15 protein-coding genes and 5 pseudogenes are annotated in these 16,706 nt (G+C 38.3%); all 20 read right to left on the reverse strand.

Annotation, left to right across the window (positions count from 1 at the left end; genetic code table 11):
- Positions 1-59: 59 nt before the first annotated feature.
- On the reverse strand, positions 60-473 hold the full coding sequence (nuoI, locus tag LC087_RS12180; protein ID WP_226542688.1) for an NADH-quinone oxidoreductase subunit NuoI: 414 nt from the start codon (positions 471-473) through the stop codon (positions 60-62).
- Positions 470-1,481 (reverse strand): annotated as a pseudogene (gene nuoH / locus LC087_RS12185) (NADH-quinone oxidoreductase subunit NuoH). The gene nuoI and the pseudogene nuoH overlap by 4 nt, the downstream one beginning before the upstream one ends.
- Positions 1,481-2,563, reverse strand: coding sequence for an NADH-quinone oxidoreductase subunit D (locus LC087_RS12190; protein WP_226542721.1), 1,083 nt, complete (start codon positions 2,561-2,563; stop codon positions 1,481-1,483). Before LC087_RS12190 ends, nuoH begins: the two are co-directional and overlap by 1 nt.
- Positions 2,564-2,587: 24 nt before the next feature.
- Positions 2,588-2,917 (reverse strand): NADH-quinone oxidoreductase subunit C, encoded by a 330-nt coding sequence (locus LC087_RS12195; RefSeq protein WP_306020823.1) that lies wholly within the window; start codon positions 2,915-2,917, stop codon positions 2,588-2,590.
- A 1-nt stretch (position 2,918) separates the two neighbouring features.
- On the reverse strand, positions 2,919-3,203 hold the full coding sequence (locus LC087_RS12200) for a hypothetical protein (RefSeq protein WP_306019615.1): 285 nt from the start codon (positions 3,201-3,203) through the stop codon (positions 2,919-2,921).
- Positions 3,204-3,224: 21 nt separating this feature from the next.
- Positions 3,225-3,695, reverse strand: a complete 471-nt coding sequence (locus LC087_RS12205) for a NuoB/complex I 20 kDa subunit family protein (protein ID WP_226542722.1) — start codon at positions 3,693-3,695, stop codon at positions 3,225-3,227.
- Between the two features lie 26 nt (positions 3,696-3,721).
- Positions 3,722-4,087, reverse strand: coding sequence for an NADH-quinone oxidoreductase subunit A (locus LC087_RS12210; RefSeq protein WP_226542723.1), 366 nt, complete (start codon positions 4,085-4,087; stop codon positions 3,722-3,724).
- A 247-nt stretch (positions 4,088-4,334) separates the two neighbouring features.
- Positions 4,335-5,849: a hypothetical protein gene (locus tag LC087_RS12215; RefSeq protein WP_226542694.1), complete on the reverse strand. Its 1,515-nt coding sequence runs from the start codon at positions 5,847-5,849 to the stop codon at positions 4,335-4,337.
- Complete coding sequence (locus LC087_RS12220; protein WP_226542695.1) at positions 5,833-6,384, reverse strand: sigma-70 family RNA polymerase sigma factor; 552 nt, start codon at positions 6,382-6,384, stop codon at positions 5,833-5,835. The genes LC087_RS12215 and LC087_RS12220 overlap by 17 nt, the downstream gene beginning before the upstream one ends.
- A 188-nt stretch (positions 6,385-6,572) precedes the next feature.
- A complete protein-coding gene (locus tag LC087_RS12225) occupies positions 6,573-6,977 on the reverse strand; it encodes a F0F1 ATP synthase subunit epsilon (protein WP_226542696.1) in 405 nt (134 codons plus the stop codon).
- Positions 6,978-7,002: 25 nt separating this feature from the next.
- Positions 7,003-8,411, reverse strand: a pseudogene (gene atpD / locus LC087_RS12230) (F0F1 ATP synthase subunit beta).
- Positions 8,412-8,447: 36 nt separating this feature from the next.
- Positions 8,448-9,306: pseudogene (gene atpG, locus LC087_RS12235) on the reverse strand (ATP synthase F1 subunit gamma).
- A gap of 113 nt (positions 9,307-9,419) precedes the next feature.
- A pseudogene (gene atpA, locus LC087_RS12240) lies at positions 9,420-10,929 on the reverse strand (F0F1 ATP synthase subunit alpha).
- A gap of 17 nt (positions 10,930-10,946) precedes the next feature.
- Positions 10,947-11,482: pseudogene (locus LC087_RS12245) on the reverse strand (F0F1 ATP synthase subunit delta).
- Entirely contained in the window at positions 11,479-12,000 is a 522-nt protein-coding gene (locus tag LC087_RS12250) for a F0F1 ATP synthase subunit B (protein ID WP_226542701.1), read from the reverse strand. The pseudogene LC087_RS12245 and the gene LC087_RS12250 overlap by 4 nt, the downstream one beginning before the upstream one ends.
- A 122-nt stretch (positions 12,001-12,122) precedes the next feature.
- Complete coding sequence (gene atpE / locus LC087_RS12255; protein ID WP_226542702.1) at positions 12,123-12,335, reverse strand: F0F1 ATP synthase subunit C; 213 nt, start codon at positions 12,333-12,335, stop codon at positions 12,123-12,125.
- A 48-nt stretch (positions 12,336-12,383) separates the two neighbouring features.
- Positions 12,384-13,097: a F0F1 ATP synthase subunit A gene (gene atpB / locus LC087_RS12260; protein ID WP_226542703.1), complete on the reverse strand. Its 714-nt coding sequence runs from the start codon at positions 13,095-13,097 to the stop codon at positions 12,384-12,386.
- Between the two features lie 6 nt (positions 13,098-13,103).
- Complete coding sequence (locus LC087_RS12265) at positions 13,104-13,490, reverse strand: ATP synthase subunit I (RefSeq protein ID WP_226542705.1); 387 nt, start codon at positions 13,488-13,490, stop codon at positions 13,104-13,106.
- A gap of 168 nt (positions 13,491-13,658) precedes the next feature.
- The gene (locus LC087_RS12270; protein ID WP_264190011.1) at positions 13,659-15,878 is read right to left on the reverse strand and encodes a S8 family serine peptidase; all 2,220 of its coding nucleotides are present in this window, start codon (positions 15,876-15,878) and stop codon (positions 13,659-13,661) included.
- Positions 15,879-16,075: 197 nt separating this feature from the next.
- Entirely contained in the window at positions 16,076-16,705 is a 630-nt protein-coding gene (gene upp, locus LC087_RS12275; RefSeq protein WP_226542707.1) for a uracil phosphoribosyltransferase, read from the reverse strand.
- Position 16,706: the final 1 nt, after the last annotated feature.

Below are 16,706 nucleotides of genomic sequence, written 5' to 3' on the forward strand. Positions count from 1 at the left end.
TACCGGAAATCGCAAACAAGGAAAGGACTAGAAAGGCAACATATTCCCCGGTAGCCACCTTAATTCTCCTTCCTTACGTTTGTATCATTTTCATCCAACCACTCCAGATCCTTAAACAGTTCATCCCGACTATATTCGGCAAGCTCAAAGTTATTCGTCATGACAATCGCTTCTGTCGGACAAACTTCTGTACAAAGATCGCAAAGAATGCAAATCTCAAAATTAATATCATATGTCTCAATGATTTTTCCTTTTTTGTTTGGATCAGGATGCTTTTTTCCCGTTAAATGAATGCAGTCCGTTGGACAGACATTGACACATTGATTACAAACAATACATTTTTCAGGGTAAAACTTTTGAATCCCTCGAAATCGATCTGGTAAAGACAGCGGTTCATTTGGATAATCATAGGTGACTTTTTTCTTCGTTAAATTTTTTAGCGTATACGTTAACCCTTTTGCTAGACCAATCATTTTATCACCTCAATTAATTCTTGAAAAATGACCGTTACAAATATATTCACGAGCGCAACCGGCAACAACACTTTCCACCCGAATTCCATTAACTGATCCGCACGAATCCGTGGGAAAGATACGCGAATCCAAATTAAAATGAAGACAAAAAAAGCAAAGCTTTAAGGCAAACCATATTGGGCCAGGAATAAACCCTAAAAAGATTACTGGATACCAGCCACCAAAAAACAAAATTGTCGTTAAAGCCGCCATGGCAAACAAATATACGTATTCTGAAAGCATGAAGAAAGCAAATCGAAATCCAGAATATTCCACGTGATAGCCTGCGACGATCTCCGATTCAGCTTCTGGCAAATCAAAAGGCGTTCGATTGAGCTCAGCAATAGAAGCAATGAAAAAGATCATAAATCCCACAGGCTGAAGAAAAACAAACCAAACGTCCTTCTGTGCATGAACAATATCCATTAAATTTAAACTGCCCGTTAACAAAATTACTCCAATAACAGACATGACAAGAGGAATTTCATAAGAAATCATTTGCGCGGCTGCTCGCATCCCTCCTAACAACGCGTACTTATTATTGGAGGCCCAACCAGCCGTGACAATTCCAATCGTAGAGATTCCAGAAATCGCGATATAATAGAGTAATCCAATTCCAACATCGGCAAAATGAAAAGTGTCTGTAAAGGGAAGAACAGCTAGCACAAGAAAGGCGGGAACAAAAGCAACAACTGGAGCTATCATAAATAGTGGTTTATCCGCCGCTTTCGGAATCGTATCTTCTTTTAAAAGTAGCTTTAGTACATCTGCAACAGTTTGCAATAACCCCCATTTCCCTCCAACTTGATTTGGCCCTATCCTCCCTTGCATAAACCCCATGATTTTACGTTCAGCTAGAATACCATATGTAACAAATCCTAAAATACCTGCCATAAAAACAATTGTCATCGAAAAGAAAATGATCATCGTATTCCAGCTCGGAGACGCTTGTAACAAATCACTGACCATTATCCATCCACCTCTCCCAGCACAATATCGATGGCTCCTAAAATGGTAATTAAGTTGGCAATGTTTTCACCTTTCAATAAGTACGGAAGAATTTGCAAGTTAAAAAAAGAAGGCCTTCTAAATTTTAATCGATAGGGCTCTTTTTTCCCTTCACTGGCAATATAGCAGCCAATTTCTCCTCTTGGCGACTCAATTCGAACGTACACTTCCCCTTTCGGCGGCTTGATCATCCTCGGAACCTTCGCTTGAATTTGTCCTTCATTCGGAAACTGCTCAACAGCCTGCTCTACTATATTCAAGGATTCCTCTATTTCTTCTAATCGGCATTGATACCTAGCAAACGCATCTCCTTTTTGTCTAATAGGAACGTTGAAGTTAAATCTTTCATAAATTGAATATGGCTCCTTTTTGCGAAGATCCCAGTCAACCCCTGTACAGCGTAGATTTGCTCCACTTAACGAGTAGCTGATGGCTTCTTCTTTTGAATAAATCCCAACACCTTTTACACGGTTTAAAAAGATTTCATTTCCTGAAACGAAATCATGATAACCTTTTAGCTGTTCTCGCATATAAGGAATAAAGTCACGAACCTTATCGATCCAATCATCCGGAGCATCCCATTTAACCCCGCCTATTCTCATATAATTAAACGTTAGGCGCGCTCCCGATAATTCGGTTAGTAAATTTATAATCATTTCTCGCTCCCGAAAGGCATAAAGAAATGGACTAACCGCGCCTATATCTAATAAATAGGTCCCCCACCAGACAAGGTGACTGGCAATTCGTCCAAGCTCCATCGCAATGACGCGTAAAAATTCTGCTTTCTCTGGCACTTCTAAACCCATCAACGTTTCGACGGCGTGGCAAAGGACATAATTATTGGTCATTGCTGACAAATAATCCATCCGGTCTGTATAGGGAATGATTTGCGTATAAGTCAAGTCTTCAGCTAGTTTTTCAGTCCCCCTATGTAAATAGCCAATCACCGGTGTTGCTTCTGTAATGATTTCTCCTTCAATTTTAATGACTAACCGAAATACACCATGCGTACTCGGATGTTGAGGTCCAACATTTAAAAGCATTTCCTCCGTTCGAATGACCACCTGCTACACCTCCACATCGTAAGGCTCATAATCTTTTCTAAGAGGATGTCCTTCCCATTCTTCTGGGAGTAAGATTCTTTTTAAATTAGGATGATTAAGAAAGGCAATACCCAATAAATCAAACACTTCCCTCTCTGGCCAATTCGCTCCTGGCCATAGCGCGACAAGTGATTCAATTTGTGGGCTCTCCTTGTCTATCTTTACTTTGATCGCAACGGATTGATGGTGCTCAAAAGAAAATAAATGAACGTAAATTTCAAGGTAATCTCCATAATCTGTCCCATGCAAGGTCGATACAAAATCGAAAGCTAGTTTTGGATGGGTTTTTAACAGCTTAGCTACTGAAAAATAGGGATCTTTTTTTTACAATCAATGTTGGAACATCTTTGGAGTGTGAATTAATAAAGGCTTCTTCTAGTGCTTCTACTGTGAGGTGGTGATTGATAATCGATTGGTATTTTGATAAGTAGGGATCTTGTGGTGATGGTATTGTCGATTCTTCTTGTTGGGGTTTTTGGTCTTGCTCATTTTTCTTGGCTAATGCTTTTGCTTTTGCCGCTGCAGCGGCTTTTTTCTTAGCAAGTTCATCCTTGTTTGATTCGTTGCTAGTATCCGTCATTTTAGCACCCCTCTCCTATTACTAATATGCTTTATTAGAGGCCTCTTGTCTTATCTTCACCTTTAGCTTATTAATTCCGTAGATTAAAGCAGCCGGATTTGGGGGACAACCTGGGATATAGACATCCACTGGAACCACTTGGTCAACACCTTTGACAACCGCATATGATTTCACATAAGGCCCACCCGCAGTTGCACATGACCCCATAGCTATAACCCACTTTGGTTCTGGCATTTGATCATATAACCTTCTTAAAACAGGTGCCATCTTTTTCGTTACTGTACCAGAAACAATCATGACATCAGACTGACGAGGAGATGTCCGAAAAAAGGAGCCAAAGCGATCCAAATCATAATGTGAAGCCCCTACGCCCATCATCTCAATGGCACAACAGGCCAATCCAAAGGTCAGCGGCCATAACGAATTGCTCCTTGCCCAACCTTTCAATTGTTCCAAAGTCGTTAAAAAAACATTGTCCTTTAACTTTTCCATTTCTTGATCTGAAATTGAGTTTAAATTTATTTCCACGTTAACACCTTCTTTTTCCATGCATATAACAACCCTACTAAAAGCATAAAGACAAAAATCAGCATTTCTACTAGTGCGAATATTCCTAATTTTTGATATGCAACAGCCCAAGGATATAAAAAGATTGTCTCAACATCAAAGATCACAAATAACAAAGCGACCATATAATACTGAACATTAAATTGAATCCGTGACGAATGAAACGGCTCAATTCCACTTTCGTATGTCGTTTGTTTTTCAGCATTTGGAGCTTTGGGCCTCAGAATCCTTCCTATTGTTAACGCAGCTAGAGGTAATAGAATCCCTACCACAAGAAAAACGAAAATCAACAAGTAGCTATTAATATACGTATTAATATCATCACCACCTTATTCAGTTTCTTTAAAGTTAGGAAAGAGATTTTATACTGGATTAGTTGTTTGAATGATTAGTAGTGGGATAACTTTGAGGAGAAATTCCAAAAATGTAACCGCTATCATTATATCATTACTAAGGAAAAATTGGAATCTATTCTTATATGTATAGAAAGGAGAGGTCGTTTATGAGTAGTTTTTGGAATAAACCAATCCCTCTAGCTTCTGGCCAGAGGGATGTTTATACTGTCTATTCGTATGCTTTGAATGAACTTAGTAAAGGCTTCAATTCTTGAAAAGATACATTTTCATCTACTATCTCATAAATATAAAAATTAGATTCTCCTATAAGATGAACATTTTGAGGTGAATTTAATTGGTACCCCTTCCACTCAATGTCGTTGACCGTTAATTCTGCGATCTGCTTTCCTCTTTCTGTATCAAATTCTCCATGCGAACGAACATAGGAATCTTTCCGATATTGACGAACATGTAGTAGCTTTTTTCCAGAATTTCCTTTGTAACGGTAGGTTAAATAACCATGCTTAAAATAATCGTACTTTTCATAGCTTGCAGAGTATAGTTGAAGACTCGGATGTTCAAATTCATAGAGAAAAGGAATTTCTTTTCTAAGAGTTTCTAAGACATTTTCAACATCGCTATGATCATTATTTGATGACTCTTCAAGATGAATTTGATAATCTCGTGGATCAACCTTTTGAAATCCTTCTAAATTTGGTTCAAACTCATTATAGTCAATATCAACATTCACTTTTAGTTCCTCAGGATGAAGGTAATTCGTCATTTGACCTTGTCTATCATACATTTCGTACTTAACCAAAATTCCTGAATCCTTATCTATCCAAAATTTAAAGGTATCTGTATCAAGCACCTCCTCCAATAAAGGAGATTCATTATATTTCCCTTTCAAAACAATGGTATTGTGTCCTAATACGGTATCATTTTGTTTTTCTATCTCCCAGTTTTTAAAATTTTTCAATTTATCGTAAACCATTCCAACTGGATATAATGTTTTGGAAGCTATCGGTGGTACTTGCCAATTATACCTTTCCTCATATAGTTTGTAGATATCTTCATAAAGAACTTCTTCATTAAATACATCATCCAAATGAGCTGTTTTTTTCAGCGGTGTGTCCTCATATAATTCATTCGTATATGTCTGATCCAAAGGAGATTTTTCCCATATTTGACCCTCATTAATAAATGTTTCTACCATTTGAGTTTGTCCATTATATTTAAACGTAGTTTTATGATAGCCTGCAATTTTATTGTTATTACTCAATTTATACTCCGTATTAAACGTTACACTGTCTACCTTCTCCCCATCATAAAAAATTTCGTGATGTTTAAACTTACCAGTTGCTGTGGAAAAATGATGGGCAGAATTCAACATTTTCCTAACCACTTCTTCTTTTGTCATATCACCGTAATACTCTTCTTTTTCTGGAGGTGAATACAAACCTTCACCCTCTGCACCATTAGGTTGTTGTTCAACATTTTTTGGACCTGTTGCATTTTTATTATCATTAGTTGATCCAAGCTCCGTAAAAACGTAATACCCTAATCCAAATAATAAAAGAAAGCTAGCACATAAACTTACAATTTCTTTCATGTACCCATTCTTTTTACGGGACGTAGTAGTGATTGCTCTTCTCACCTTTTCTTTACTATGTTCAGTAAAATCAACATCTTTTAAAACCGTTTGATCCATTCTCCCCTTTAGATGATTAAACATATCTTCCATTGACTACTCCCTCCTCCATCTGTCTTTTTAGTAGAATACGTCCTCTATGCAACCTCGATTTCACGGTCGACGCTTTAAGGTCTAGCATTTCAGATATTTCACTGTATGAAAACTCCTCGTAATAAAAGAGGATAACGATTTCTCTATACTTAATAGGTAAACCCAACACCTTTTCTGATATATACCGATTATCTTCTATGTCGATCAATCTCGTTTCTGGCGATTCCGTTGTTTTAGTCCATGTAGAAAACAGATCAGTAAAAATAAGATTCCTAAAGCTCCAACTCTTCACTTTATCTTTGCATAGATTTACAGTTATACGATAAAGCCATGTCTTATAGGAAGATTCCTGCCTAAATTGATCTAGATTTTGATAGCATTTTATAAAAACTTCTTGGGCGATGTCTTCTGCTAATTGTTTTTGTTTTGTGTATGTATAGGCCAGTCTCGTAATACTTTGACCATATTCATTCATTAGCCATTCTAAGGTTTCATCTTTATTGACTTGACCTTTATTTCTGATTGATTCCTCCATCCTTTAACCCCCTTTCAATAGTTAGACGACGCTGTCCGGATTTAGTTGTACTTTTATTTTAATATAAAAAAGATCCGCAACCCTTTCATTTTGGATAACGACCTTTTACTAGAATTGACGCATTAATATCATCATTAAAGGCATAAAAAAACCACCAACCCATTTTCGGATTGATGGTCTCTCTGTAATTAAAAACCGTTATTTTTAATATTAAGGCGGTTGATGGCACGTTGAAGTGCTAATTCAGCTCGTCTGAAATCAACATCTTCTTCTTTTTGGCTTAGTCTACGTTCAGCACGTTCTTTAGCCGCTTTTGCTCTCATGACATCAATTTCATCTGATTTTTCAGCGGTTTGTGCCAAGATGGTTACCATGTTAGCACCCACTTCTAAAAATCCGCCACTTACGGCAATTAACTCTGTTTCTTTTCCATTTTTAAGGCGTACCGCACCTATTGCAAGCGGTGCAACCATTGGAATGTGACCCGGTAAGATGCCAAGTTCACCACTTTCTGCTTTTGCGCTTACCATTTCAACTTCTGCATCAAAAACTGGGCCGTCGGGAGTGACAACATTGACTTGTACAGTCTTCATTCTTCGTTCCTCCTAGGTCCCAAATTTAAGCTTCTACGCCCATTTCTTTTGCTTTTTCGACTACTTCTTCAATACGTCCTACTAAACGGAACGCATCTTCTGGAAGATGGTCATATTTTCCTTCAAGAATCTCTTTAAATCCTTTTACCGTCTCTTGTACTGGTACGTATGAACCTGGCTGACCAGTAAACTGTTCGGCAACGTGGAAGTTTTGCGATAAAAAGAATTGGATACGACGCGCACGGTGTACCACTAGCTTATCTTCATCCGATAGCTCATCCATCCCTAAAATCGCAATTATATCTTGGAGCTCTTTATAACGCTGTAAGGTTTCTTGTACTTGACGAGCAACACTGTAATGTTCTTCTCCTACAACTTCTGGAGATAATGCGCGAGAAGTTGAGTTTAATGGATCCACCGCAGGATAAATCCCCATCTCAGAAAGCTTACGCTCTAAGTTTGTTGTTGCGTCTAAGTGAGCAAATGTTGTTGCAGGTGCTGGGTCTGTATAGTCATCGGCTGGTACATAAATCGCTTGAATCGATGTAACCGAACCAACACTCGTTGACGTGATACGTTCTTGAAGCTGACCCATTTCTGTAGCAAGTGTTGGTTGATAACCAACCGCAGAAGGCATACGACCTAGTAAAGCCGAGACCTCTGACCCTGCTTGTGTAAAACGATAGATGTTGTCGATGAAGAACAGAACGTCTTGACCTTGTTCATCACGGAAATATTCAGCCATCGTTAACCCTGTCAATGCTACACGCATACGTGCTCCAGGTGGCTCGTTCATTTGTCCGAAAACCATCGCTGTTTTCTTTATAACTCCAGAATCGCTCATTTCATAATATAAGTCATTTCCTTCACGCGTTCTTTCTCCGACACCCGCGAATACAGAAATACCACCATGCTCTTGAGCAATGTTATTGATCAATTCTTGGATTAATACGGTTTTACCTACTCCCGCTCCACCGAACAATCCGATCTTTCCACCTTTAATATAAGGGGCAAGTAAATCAACAACTTTAATCCCTGTTTCTAAAATCTCCACCTCGGTAGAAAGCTGATCAAATGATGGTGCTAGACGGTGAACGGGGTCACGACGAGCATCAGATGGAATCTCGTCATCTAAATCGATCTTTTCTCCTAATACATTAAACACTCGACCAAGCGTTACATCACCAACAGGTACGGAAATAGGAGCTCCTGTATCTAAAACCTCTGTTCCACGAGTAAGACCATCGGTAGATGACATCGCGACTGTACGTACAGAGTTGTCACCTAAATGAAGAGTACCTCTAACGTTAACTCGATGTTCGCTTCGTCATTCGTTTTAATAGTCAAGGCGTTATAAATATCAGGAAGGTGTCCGCTTTCAAATGTTACGTCAACAACTGGACCCATTACCTGACTTACGTGTCCTTTATTCATGCTTTTCCCTCCTAACGTTCTTTACAAATCAACTAATTATTCTAGTGCTGCCGCTCCACCAACAATCTCTGAAATTTCTTGTGTAATTGCTGCTTGGCGCGCGCGGTTATAAGATAAAGTAAGTGAATCAATAAGATCTTTCGCATTATCAGTTGCACTTTTCATCGCTGTCATTCGAGCTGCATGCTCAGAAGCTTTACTGTCTAATAATGCTCCATATATTAAGCTTTCCGCATATTGTGGAAGTAGCGCTCTTAAAATCTCTTCTTGATTCGGTTCAAATTCATAAGATGTTCTTTTTTTTATCACTTTTCACTTCTGATAAAGGAAGTAGTTTTGTCTCTGTCACATCTTGTTGGATCGCACTTACATAATGGTTATAGTACATGTAAATTTCATCAACAATTCCGTCTGCAAATAATTCAACCGTTTTATTGGTGATGTCCTTAATATCAGAAAACATGAGTTCGTCACCGATTCCGACGATTTCATCTATCACATGATAGCCACGTTTTGCAAAAAAGTCTCGACCGATTCGTCCAATTGCAATAATCGTAAACTCATCATTTGTTTGATGACGTTCTTGGATCTTCTGGTAAACAGAGCGTAAAATACTACTATTAAAAGCACCTGCTAGTCCTCTATCCGAAGTAATGACTAAATAAGCTGTTTTTTTGACAGGTCGTTTTTGTAACATCGGGTGCGTTACATCATCACTACCGGAAGCAATATTCGCTACTACCTCTTGAATTTTATCCATGTAGGTTACAAAAGATTTTGCATTGATTTCCGCTCGATTAAGTTTTGAAGCCGAAACCATTTGCATCGCTTTTGTGATTTGACTCGTCTTTTTTGTAGATGTTATTCTACCTTTTATATCGCGTAAAGATGCCAAAGATTCTCACCACCTTCTTGGTTGGTCATTCCTTAACAAAAAGTGTTAGAACTAATTTACACTTTTTTCTAGAGACAGGCTGTGAAATCTTTATTCACAACCCATCTTCACATTTATTCAGAAATTGCAAATGTCTTTTTGAATCCATTGATTGCTCGTTCCATATCCGTATCTTCTGGTAAGTTTCCAGTCGATTGAATACTATTGAGAAGGTCTTTTTCGTTTTCATCTAAAAAGCTAAAGAACTCTTCTTCAAAACGACGAATATCTTCAACAGGAATGTCATCCAAAAATCCTTTTGTCAATGAATATAAAATCATCACTTGTTTAGCAACTTGGATTGGTTTGTTTATTCCTTGTTTTAAGACCTCAACTGTTCTTGCTCCGCGGTTAAGTTTCGCTTGTGTCGCTTGATCGAGATCTGAACCAAACTGAGCAAATGCTTCCAGTTCACGGTATGCCGCTAAATCAAGACGCAACGTTCCGGAAACTTTTTTTCATTGCTTTAATTTGTGCTGATCCACCAACACGAGAAACCGATAGTCCGGCATTAACAGCTGGACGAACTCCGGAGAAGAACAAATCACCTTGAAGGAATATTTGACCGTCTGTAATGGAGATTACGTTTGTTGGGATATAAGCTGAAATGTCTCCTGCTTGCGTTTCAACAAATGGAAGGGCTGTTAAAGACCCTGCACCTTTCGCGTCACTTAATTTAGCTGCGCGCTCAAGTAAACGTGAATGCAAGTAGAAAACGTCCCCTGGATACGCTTCACGACCTGGCGGACGGCGTAATAATAGGGAAAGCTCACGATAAGCCGCTGCTTGTTTAGAAAGGTCATCGTAAATAACGAGTACGTGCTTGCCGTTATACATAAACTCCTCACCCATTGTTACACCTGCATATGGAGCTAAGTATAATAATGGAGCTGGCTGTGACGCAGACGCTGTAACAACAATCGTATAATCAAGCGCACCGTGCTTACGAAGCGTTTCAACCACTCCACGAACGGTTGATTCTTTTTGACCAATTGCGACATAAATACAAACCATATTTTCATCTTTTTGGTTTAAGATCGCATCAATAGCGATCTGTGTTTTCCCTGTTTGACGGTCACCGATAATAAGCTCACGTTGTCCACGTCCAATTGGAATTAACGCATCAATCGCTTTAATTCCTGTTTGTAATGGCTCATGAACAGACTTACGATCCATAACTCCAGGTGCCTCAGATTCGATTGGACGAGTCTTTGTTGTTTCAATTGGGCCTTGACCGTCTACTGGCTGACCTAAAGGATTCACAACACGACCGATCAGCTCTTCACCTACAGGAACTTCCATAATACGTCCTGTACGACGAACTTCATCGCCTTCACGAATATCTTTATAAGGTCCTAAAATAACGATACCTACGTTACTTTCCTCTAAGTTTTGCGCCATACCCATAACGCCATTTGAAAATTCTAACAGCTCACCAGCCATGACATTGTCGAGGCCATGAGCACGAGCGATACCATCACCGATTTGAATAACAGTACCCACATCGTTCACTTCTATTTCAGACTGATAATCTTCTATTTGCTTTTTTATCAGCGCACTAATTTCTTCTGCTTTGATGCTCATGAGTATCACCCCTATCTTTATTTAACTAATTGTTGCTCGATTCTTCTTAACTTTCCTGCAATCGAACCGTCAAAAATGCGGTTACCAATTTTGATTTTCAACCCACCGATTAGCTCTTTATCAACGACATTGTCGATCTTTAACGACTTTTTGCCGACTTTTTTAGCGAACACTTGTGATAATGAAGCAAATTCATCATCTTTTAACGGTCTCGTTGTGTATACAGTTGATTCTGCTACCCCGCGGTATTCATTTACTAGTGCAATAAATTCATCGATGATCAGTTCAATTGCATTAATTCGATGGCGATCCACTAGTAAAAAAAGAAGATTTTGAACAGTCTCTGAAAGTGATGAAAACGATCCTGTTAAAAGAGTCTTCTTTTTTTCCAAAGAAATCTTCGGATGAGCGAGTATTTCTTGTAAACCATCAGTACCTGTGAAAACTTGTTTTACTACACGTAATTCATCTTCTAGTTGAGTTAACGAATTTTTATCTTGGGCGATATCAAAAAGAGTAACGCATAGCGCTTCGCAATAACCTCTTTGCTCATAGCTCTTCTCCTGCCTCTTTTATGTAATCGTTAATCAATTTCTCTTGGTCCTGTTCACTCAATTCTTTTTCAATCACTTTAGAAGCCACTAATACTGATAGAGATGCAACTTGCTCACGTAAAGCCGTAACCGCCTTTTCGCGTTCTTGTATAATTTCCTTTTTCGCTGCTTCTTTAATACGTTCAGCTTCTGTCTTCGCAGCTTGAATAATATCATTTTTCTGAGTGTCACCAATTTTTTTCGCATTTTCCACCATTGCTTGAGCCTCTTGACGAGCTTCCTTCAACATTTCACGTTGTTCTTCTAAGTAATTCTTGGCTTCGGCATGTTTGGCTTCCGCACCATCAATTTCACTCGCAATGTGATCTTCACGTTGCTTCATGAGATCCATAATTGGGCCCCAAGCATACTTTTTCAACAATGCTAACAAAATGAGGAATATAACTAACTGATATATTATTGTACCTAATTCAGCACCACCACCAGAACCAAGTACTAAAAAATCAAATGATAACACGGCCTCTTTTCACTCCCTTCAAGTTGTCAATAAAACGATAAAAAAATATTTTCTCGTATACATCTTTATGGAAAGCGGTGATGAGTCTCGCTCCTTTCACCGCTAAAATCCAAATTTAAGACTTATCGACCTAAAAGGATGAAGCCGAAAACTACACCGATAATCGGAAGTGCCTCAACTAAACCTACACCAATAAACATAATCGTTTGTAGAGCACCACGTGCTTCTGGTTGACGAGCTACACCTTCAACTGTACGAGATACGATTAAACCGTTACCAACACCTGCTCCTAATGCACAAAGTCCTATAAGAATTCCTACTGCTATTTCAATCATTAATAAGTCCTCCTTTTATTATCAATCATACTTTTTACTTTATTATTTTTAATGGTCATGACTCACTTTGTGAGACATATAAACCATTGATAACATGACAAATATAAATGCCTGAATGGAACCTACAAATATACTAAAGCCTTGCCAAACTAACATTGGGATTGCCCCACCCAAAATACCAAGCACTTCATAATGTATTAAGCCTGCTATGAGGCCTAATAAAATTTCTCCTGCGAAAATATTTCCATATAGACGTAGACCTAACGTTAATGTGTTTGCAAACTCTTCAACTACTTTAATTGGGAAAAAGAACCAAAATGGTTTGATAAAGTCTTTACCATATTCGCCAATTCCCTTCATTTTGATTCCATAATAGTTTGTTAGTACAATTACCATGGCTGCTAACGTTAATGTAACGGTTGGTGATGCAGTTGGAGATTTCCACCAGAGATCACCTTCTGCATCATGAATAGCAAATGGAATTCCAAGCATATTGGAAACAAATATGTATAGAAACAACGTCAGTGCGAGCGCAAGAAAGCGTCCACCTGTTTGCCAATCCATCGTGCTTCCAATGATGTTTCGTACAAAATCTACAACCCACTCGATAACGTTTTGCTTACCAGTTGGCTTCATTTGAAGTGATCTTGTACATATTAAAGCTATTATAAATACAATTACACTTGCAATCGTAATCATTAACATGTCAGCACTATTGAAGGTTAATCCATAAAGATCAAATGTAGGAGCATTGTGTTCCAACAAAGTTCACCTCTTTTCCCTATTATGAGCGTAATGAAAAACAAAAAAATCTATGATAATAACGACATACATCGTCATTAAACCAATAATCACACTGTAGATTTGAAAATACTCTGGAAATTGAAGCGCAATTAAAACAGCCAACGCTGCTAAAGCCATTCTTGAGATCGTGCCAATGGAAGGCGCTTTTTGGCCTTGTTCAAGAGCATGTCTAAATTTCACATATTTTTTCTCCATTAACCATAATTGATAGAGACTAAATACTGTCCCAAGAATTAAACCGAGGAAGATTGTTTGAAATGATAAAAATATCCATCCAAAAACATAAATGACAAGCAAAAAAAATATGTACTTACGTGACCTTGTTGCGATTCGTTGAAATTCATCCTGCAAGGTTCATTCTCCTATGATTCATATCATTTTTTTCATTCTTTTGAAAACCCTATCATAAGTCCCCGTTTAGCATACAATAGGGTAAAATTGATGTCAATTAGTTTACCAATAAAAGTGTAATAAAAACGTGATTTTTATCACAAATTGTTCACAAAGTATTATTGACTTTCATTCATTATCTATCCATAAATCCCTCTCTAATGTATCCTCTTTTTCGCCTTTTTTTACAAAGATGAGGGCTTTATATTGTCCTTTTTGGATGGGAAGGTCTTCTTCTTTTACCGTTCTTTCATACAAGCCACGATCCATGTTGTTTTGCCAGTCTAAAAAACCTTTAAATCTGAGTGTGTCAGGATCATACAACGCAATACCCATTTCATCTGCTCCTCCAGGCAAATACATTTGGTACATAAAACTTTTCTCATCATCCCCTAATCCAAATGTAAAACCCATAATTCTTGGATAATCAGGTTCGTCCACAACGAATAAGTATGGAATCTGAATCTTTTCATTTTGACAACTCACTTCGATTCTACCTTCCTCTAACCCTTGTTCAACTAGAAGAGGGCTAATATCAGCCGTAATCAAAACCTTTTTTTTCTGTTGTGGATTTAAAACGAACTTCTTCGGTAGCTTCCATTGAACTCCTTTTTTCTTTTCGGGAAGTTGAAAAGTCACCACCTGTTTTGTTTCAGAAACATTATCAATCGTAAGTTGAAATTGCTTTTCTTTCCTCGTGCTATCGGATCGAATTTGACGAAACGATATCGAGGAAGGATAAATAAGTACGTTCGCATCCACCGCTCGATCAACCTGAATACGTCCTGCTCCTTGATCATAAACAGCATACTTTTTTCCGTTTTGGTTTGTTAAAGGGAGGGCCGAGTTCATTAATGCCGCTTTTACTTGCTGTGGATTCCAGTTTGGATGAGCTTGTTTGAGTATAGCCGCTGCTCCTGCTACATGAGGGGCTGCCATGCTCGTTCCATGCAAAGAAAGGTAACCATCTGGTATCGTACTTTGAATGTCAACTCCTGGAGCTAAAATATCTGGTTTTATGTCCCAAGTTGAAGTGACAGGTCCTCTTGAGCTAAATCTCGCCAATGTATCTGCTTCCGTTCTATACACCGTTTGAAGAAGATTGTTTTGATGAATATTTTCCTTTAACCATTCCCCGTCCTCTTGTGAAATAGAAATGACCGGAATGTCTACTTGCCATTCTAATGAGCCGATAAAAGGACCAGGACGATTATTGTAAATGATGACTCCCTTCGCTCCTGCATTTTTCGCATTTAAAACTTTATCAATGAAATCTAATTTTCCTCTTTCAATTAAAACAAGGGAATCTTTCATTTCATCATGAAAATCTCTCTCTTCCCCCAAATTGGCGAATATGATATCTTCACTTTTTGTAAAATCCCATTCTTTAACCCCTTGAAAAGATTCTGTTTCAATTTCTTTTCGATTACCTGAAAGCTTTATGTACGCTCGTTTTATTGGGGGAGAAGAAGCGCCAACCGTAATAGCCTGATTCGCTGACCCTGGCGAACCAACGGTCCATGGAAGAGGTCCACTGTTTCCACTTGATGTTACCGCTACAATTCCTTTCTCTACCGCTTTATTAATTGCTATACTCGTCGGCCAATCCGGACTATTTACACTGTTTCCAAGAGATAGGTTAAGAATATCAACCTTATCTTTTATTGCCTGTTCGATCGCTTCAAGTATTTGGTCAGTCGATCCTAAACCATGAGGGCCGAGTGCGCGATAAGCAATTAAATCCACTTCTGGGGCAACCCCAGTTATCTTTCCATTGGCTCCGATAATTCCTGCAACGTGAGTTCCATGAAAGGTTCTTGGCACTTGATTCATCACCGTTTCCATCGGATCCTTATCATCATCTACCGTATCAAGGCCACCCTTGTAATTTCTTTGCAAGTCCGGGTGGGAATAATCGATGCCAGTATCAATGATTCCCACTTTCACTCCTTTTCCAGAAAGGCGTCTATGTTGCGCGTCAAATTCGCCTCGAACCGCATCACCTCCTATAAATGGAACGCTTTCATCCATTTGCACAGAGTAGTCCTTTACTTCATGCACCTGATCGACAGCATGATGCTCCTGAATCCTGGCGATTTTATTGTATTTTCCTTCTATTGAAAAACCTTCGAATATATGTTGATAGCTGTTGTCTATTTTAATGTCTAGGTGATCCAATAATTCTTTTACTGCTTTTGATTCCCCTTTCTCTGCAATGACAATCATATGCTTTTGTTCATTTTCATTCATTTGTGGTTTAGGTGGCCTATGAGGAAATGTATAAGCTTGAACAGGGAAATGCACAAACATGATGAAAATAGTCATGATTAAGATCGTTTTTTTTATCAACAACATCCCCCTCTGTCAATAAATTTTTACTCTTACCTGTAATATGTACAGAGGGATTTTTTTCATGCGAAATCGTTGTAAATAAGGAGAGATGTAATTTAAACAAACGTTTGATTAAAGACTATCCTGTTTTAATCAAACGTTTGTTTAAATCATTAAAAAAGCTCCTCTATACATAATAGAAGAGCTTCGCTTCTTTATTTTGTTCCGTATAACCTGTCTCCAGCATCGCCTAGTCCTGGAACAATATAACCTTTTTCATTTAGCTTTTCATCTAATCCAGCGATAAAAATATCAATGTCAGGGTGCGCTGTTTTTACTTCTTCTACCCCTTCTGGAGCCGCAATTAAACACATGAACTTAATGCTTTTTGCTCCTCGCTTTTTCAAACTATTAATTGCTTCAACCGCGGATCCTCCCGTTGCCAACATGGGATCAACAACGATAAAATCACGTTCTTCTACATCTGAAGGTAACTTAACATAGTACTCTACAGGTTTTAACGTTTCTGGATCACGATAGAGTCCGATATGACCTACTTTTGCCGCAGGAATTAATTTTAATATGCCATCTACCATCCCAAGTCCAGCACGAAGAATAGGAATAATACCCAGCTTTTTCCCTGACAAAATTTTCGATGTTGCTTTACTAACAGGGGTGTCAATTTCAATGTCTTCAAGTGGCAAATCACGCGTAATTTCAAATGCCATTAAGGTAGCGACTTCATCCACTAGTTCTCTAAAGTCTTTTGTACCCGTTCCTTTTTTTCTTATGTACGTTAATTTATGTTGAATAAGAGGGTGATCAAACACATAAACTTTACCCAAT

It is taken from the genome of Bacillus carboniphilus (assembly GCF_020524035.2).
Lineage (GTDB): Bacteria > Bacillota > Bacilli > Bacillales > JAIVKR01 > Bacillus_CC.

What these genes read in the sequence shown, in the direction of transcription:
- LC087_RS12205 (WP_226542722.1), bottom strand. Translation starts at nt 3,695, where the DNA reads ATGGAAAAGTTAAAGGACAATGTTTTTTTAACGACTTTGGAACAATTG.
- LC087_RS12190 (WP_226542721.1), bottom strand. Translation starts at nt 2,563, where the DNA reads ATGCTTTTAAATGTTGGACCTCAACATCCGAGTACGCATGGTGTATTT.
- LC087_RS12215 (WP_226542694.1), bottom strand. Translation starts at nt 5,849, where the DNA reads ATGGAAGATATGTTTAATCATCTAAAGGGGAGAATGGATCAAACGGTT.
- LC087_RS12200 (WP_306019615.1), bottom strand. Translation starts at nt 3,203, where the DNA reads ATGACGGATACTAGCAACGAATCAAACAAGGATGAACTTGCTAAGAAA.
- atpE (WP_226542702.1), bottom strand. Translation starts at nt 12,335, where the DNA reads ATGATTGAAATAGCAGTAGGAATTCTTATAGGACTTTGTGCATTAGGA.
- LC087_RS12220 (WP_226542695.1), bottom strand. Translation starts at nt 6,384, where the DNA reads ATGGAGGAATCAATCAGAAATAAAGGTCAAGTCAATAAAGATGAAACC.
- nuoI (WP_226542688.1), bottom strand. Translation starts at nt 473, where the DNA reads ATGATTGGTCTAGCAAAAGGGTTAACGTATACGCTAAAAAATTTAACG.
- LC087_RS12225 (WP_226542696.1), bottom strand. Translation starts at nt 6,977, where the DNA reads ATGAAGACTGTACAAGTCAATGTTGTCACTCCCGACGGCCCAGTTTTT.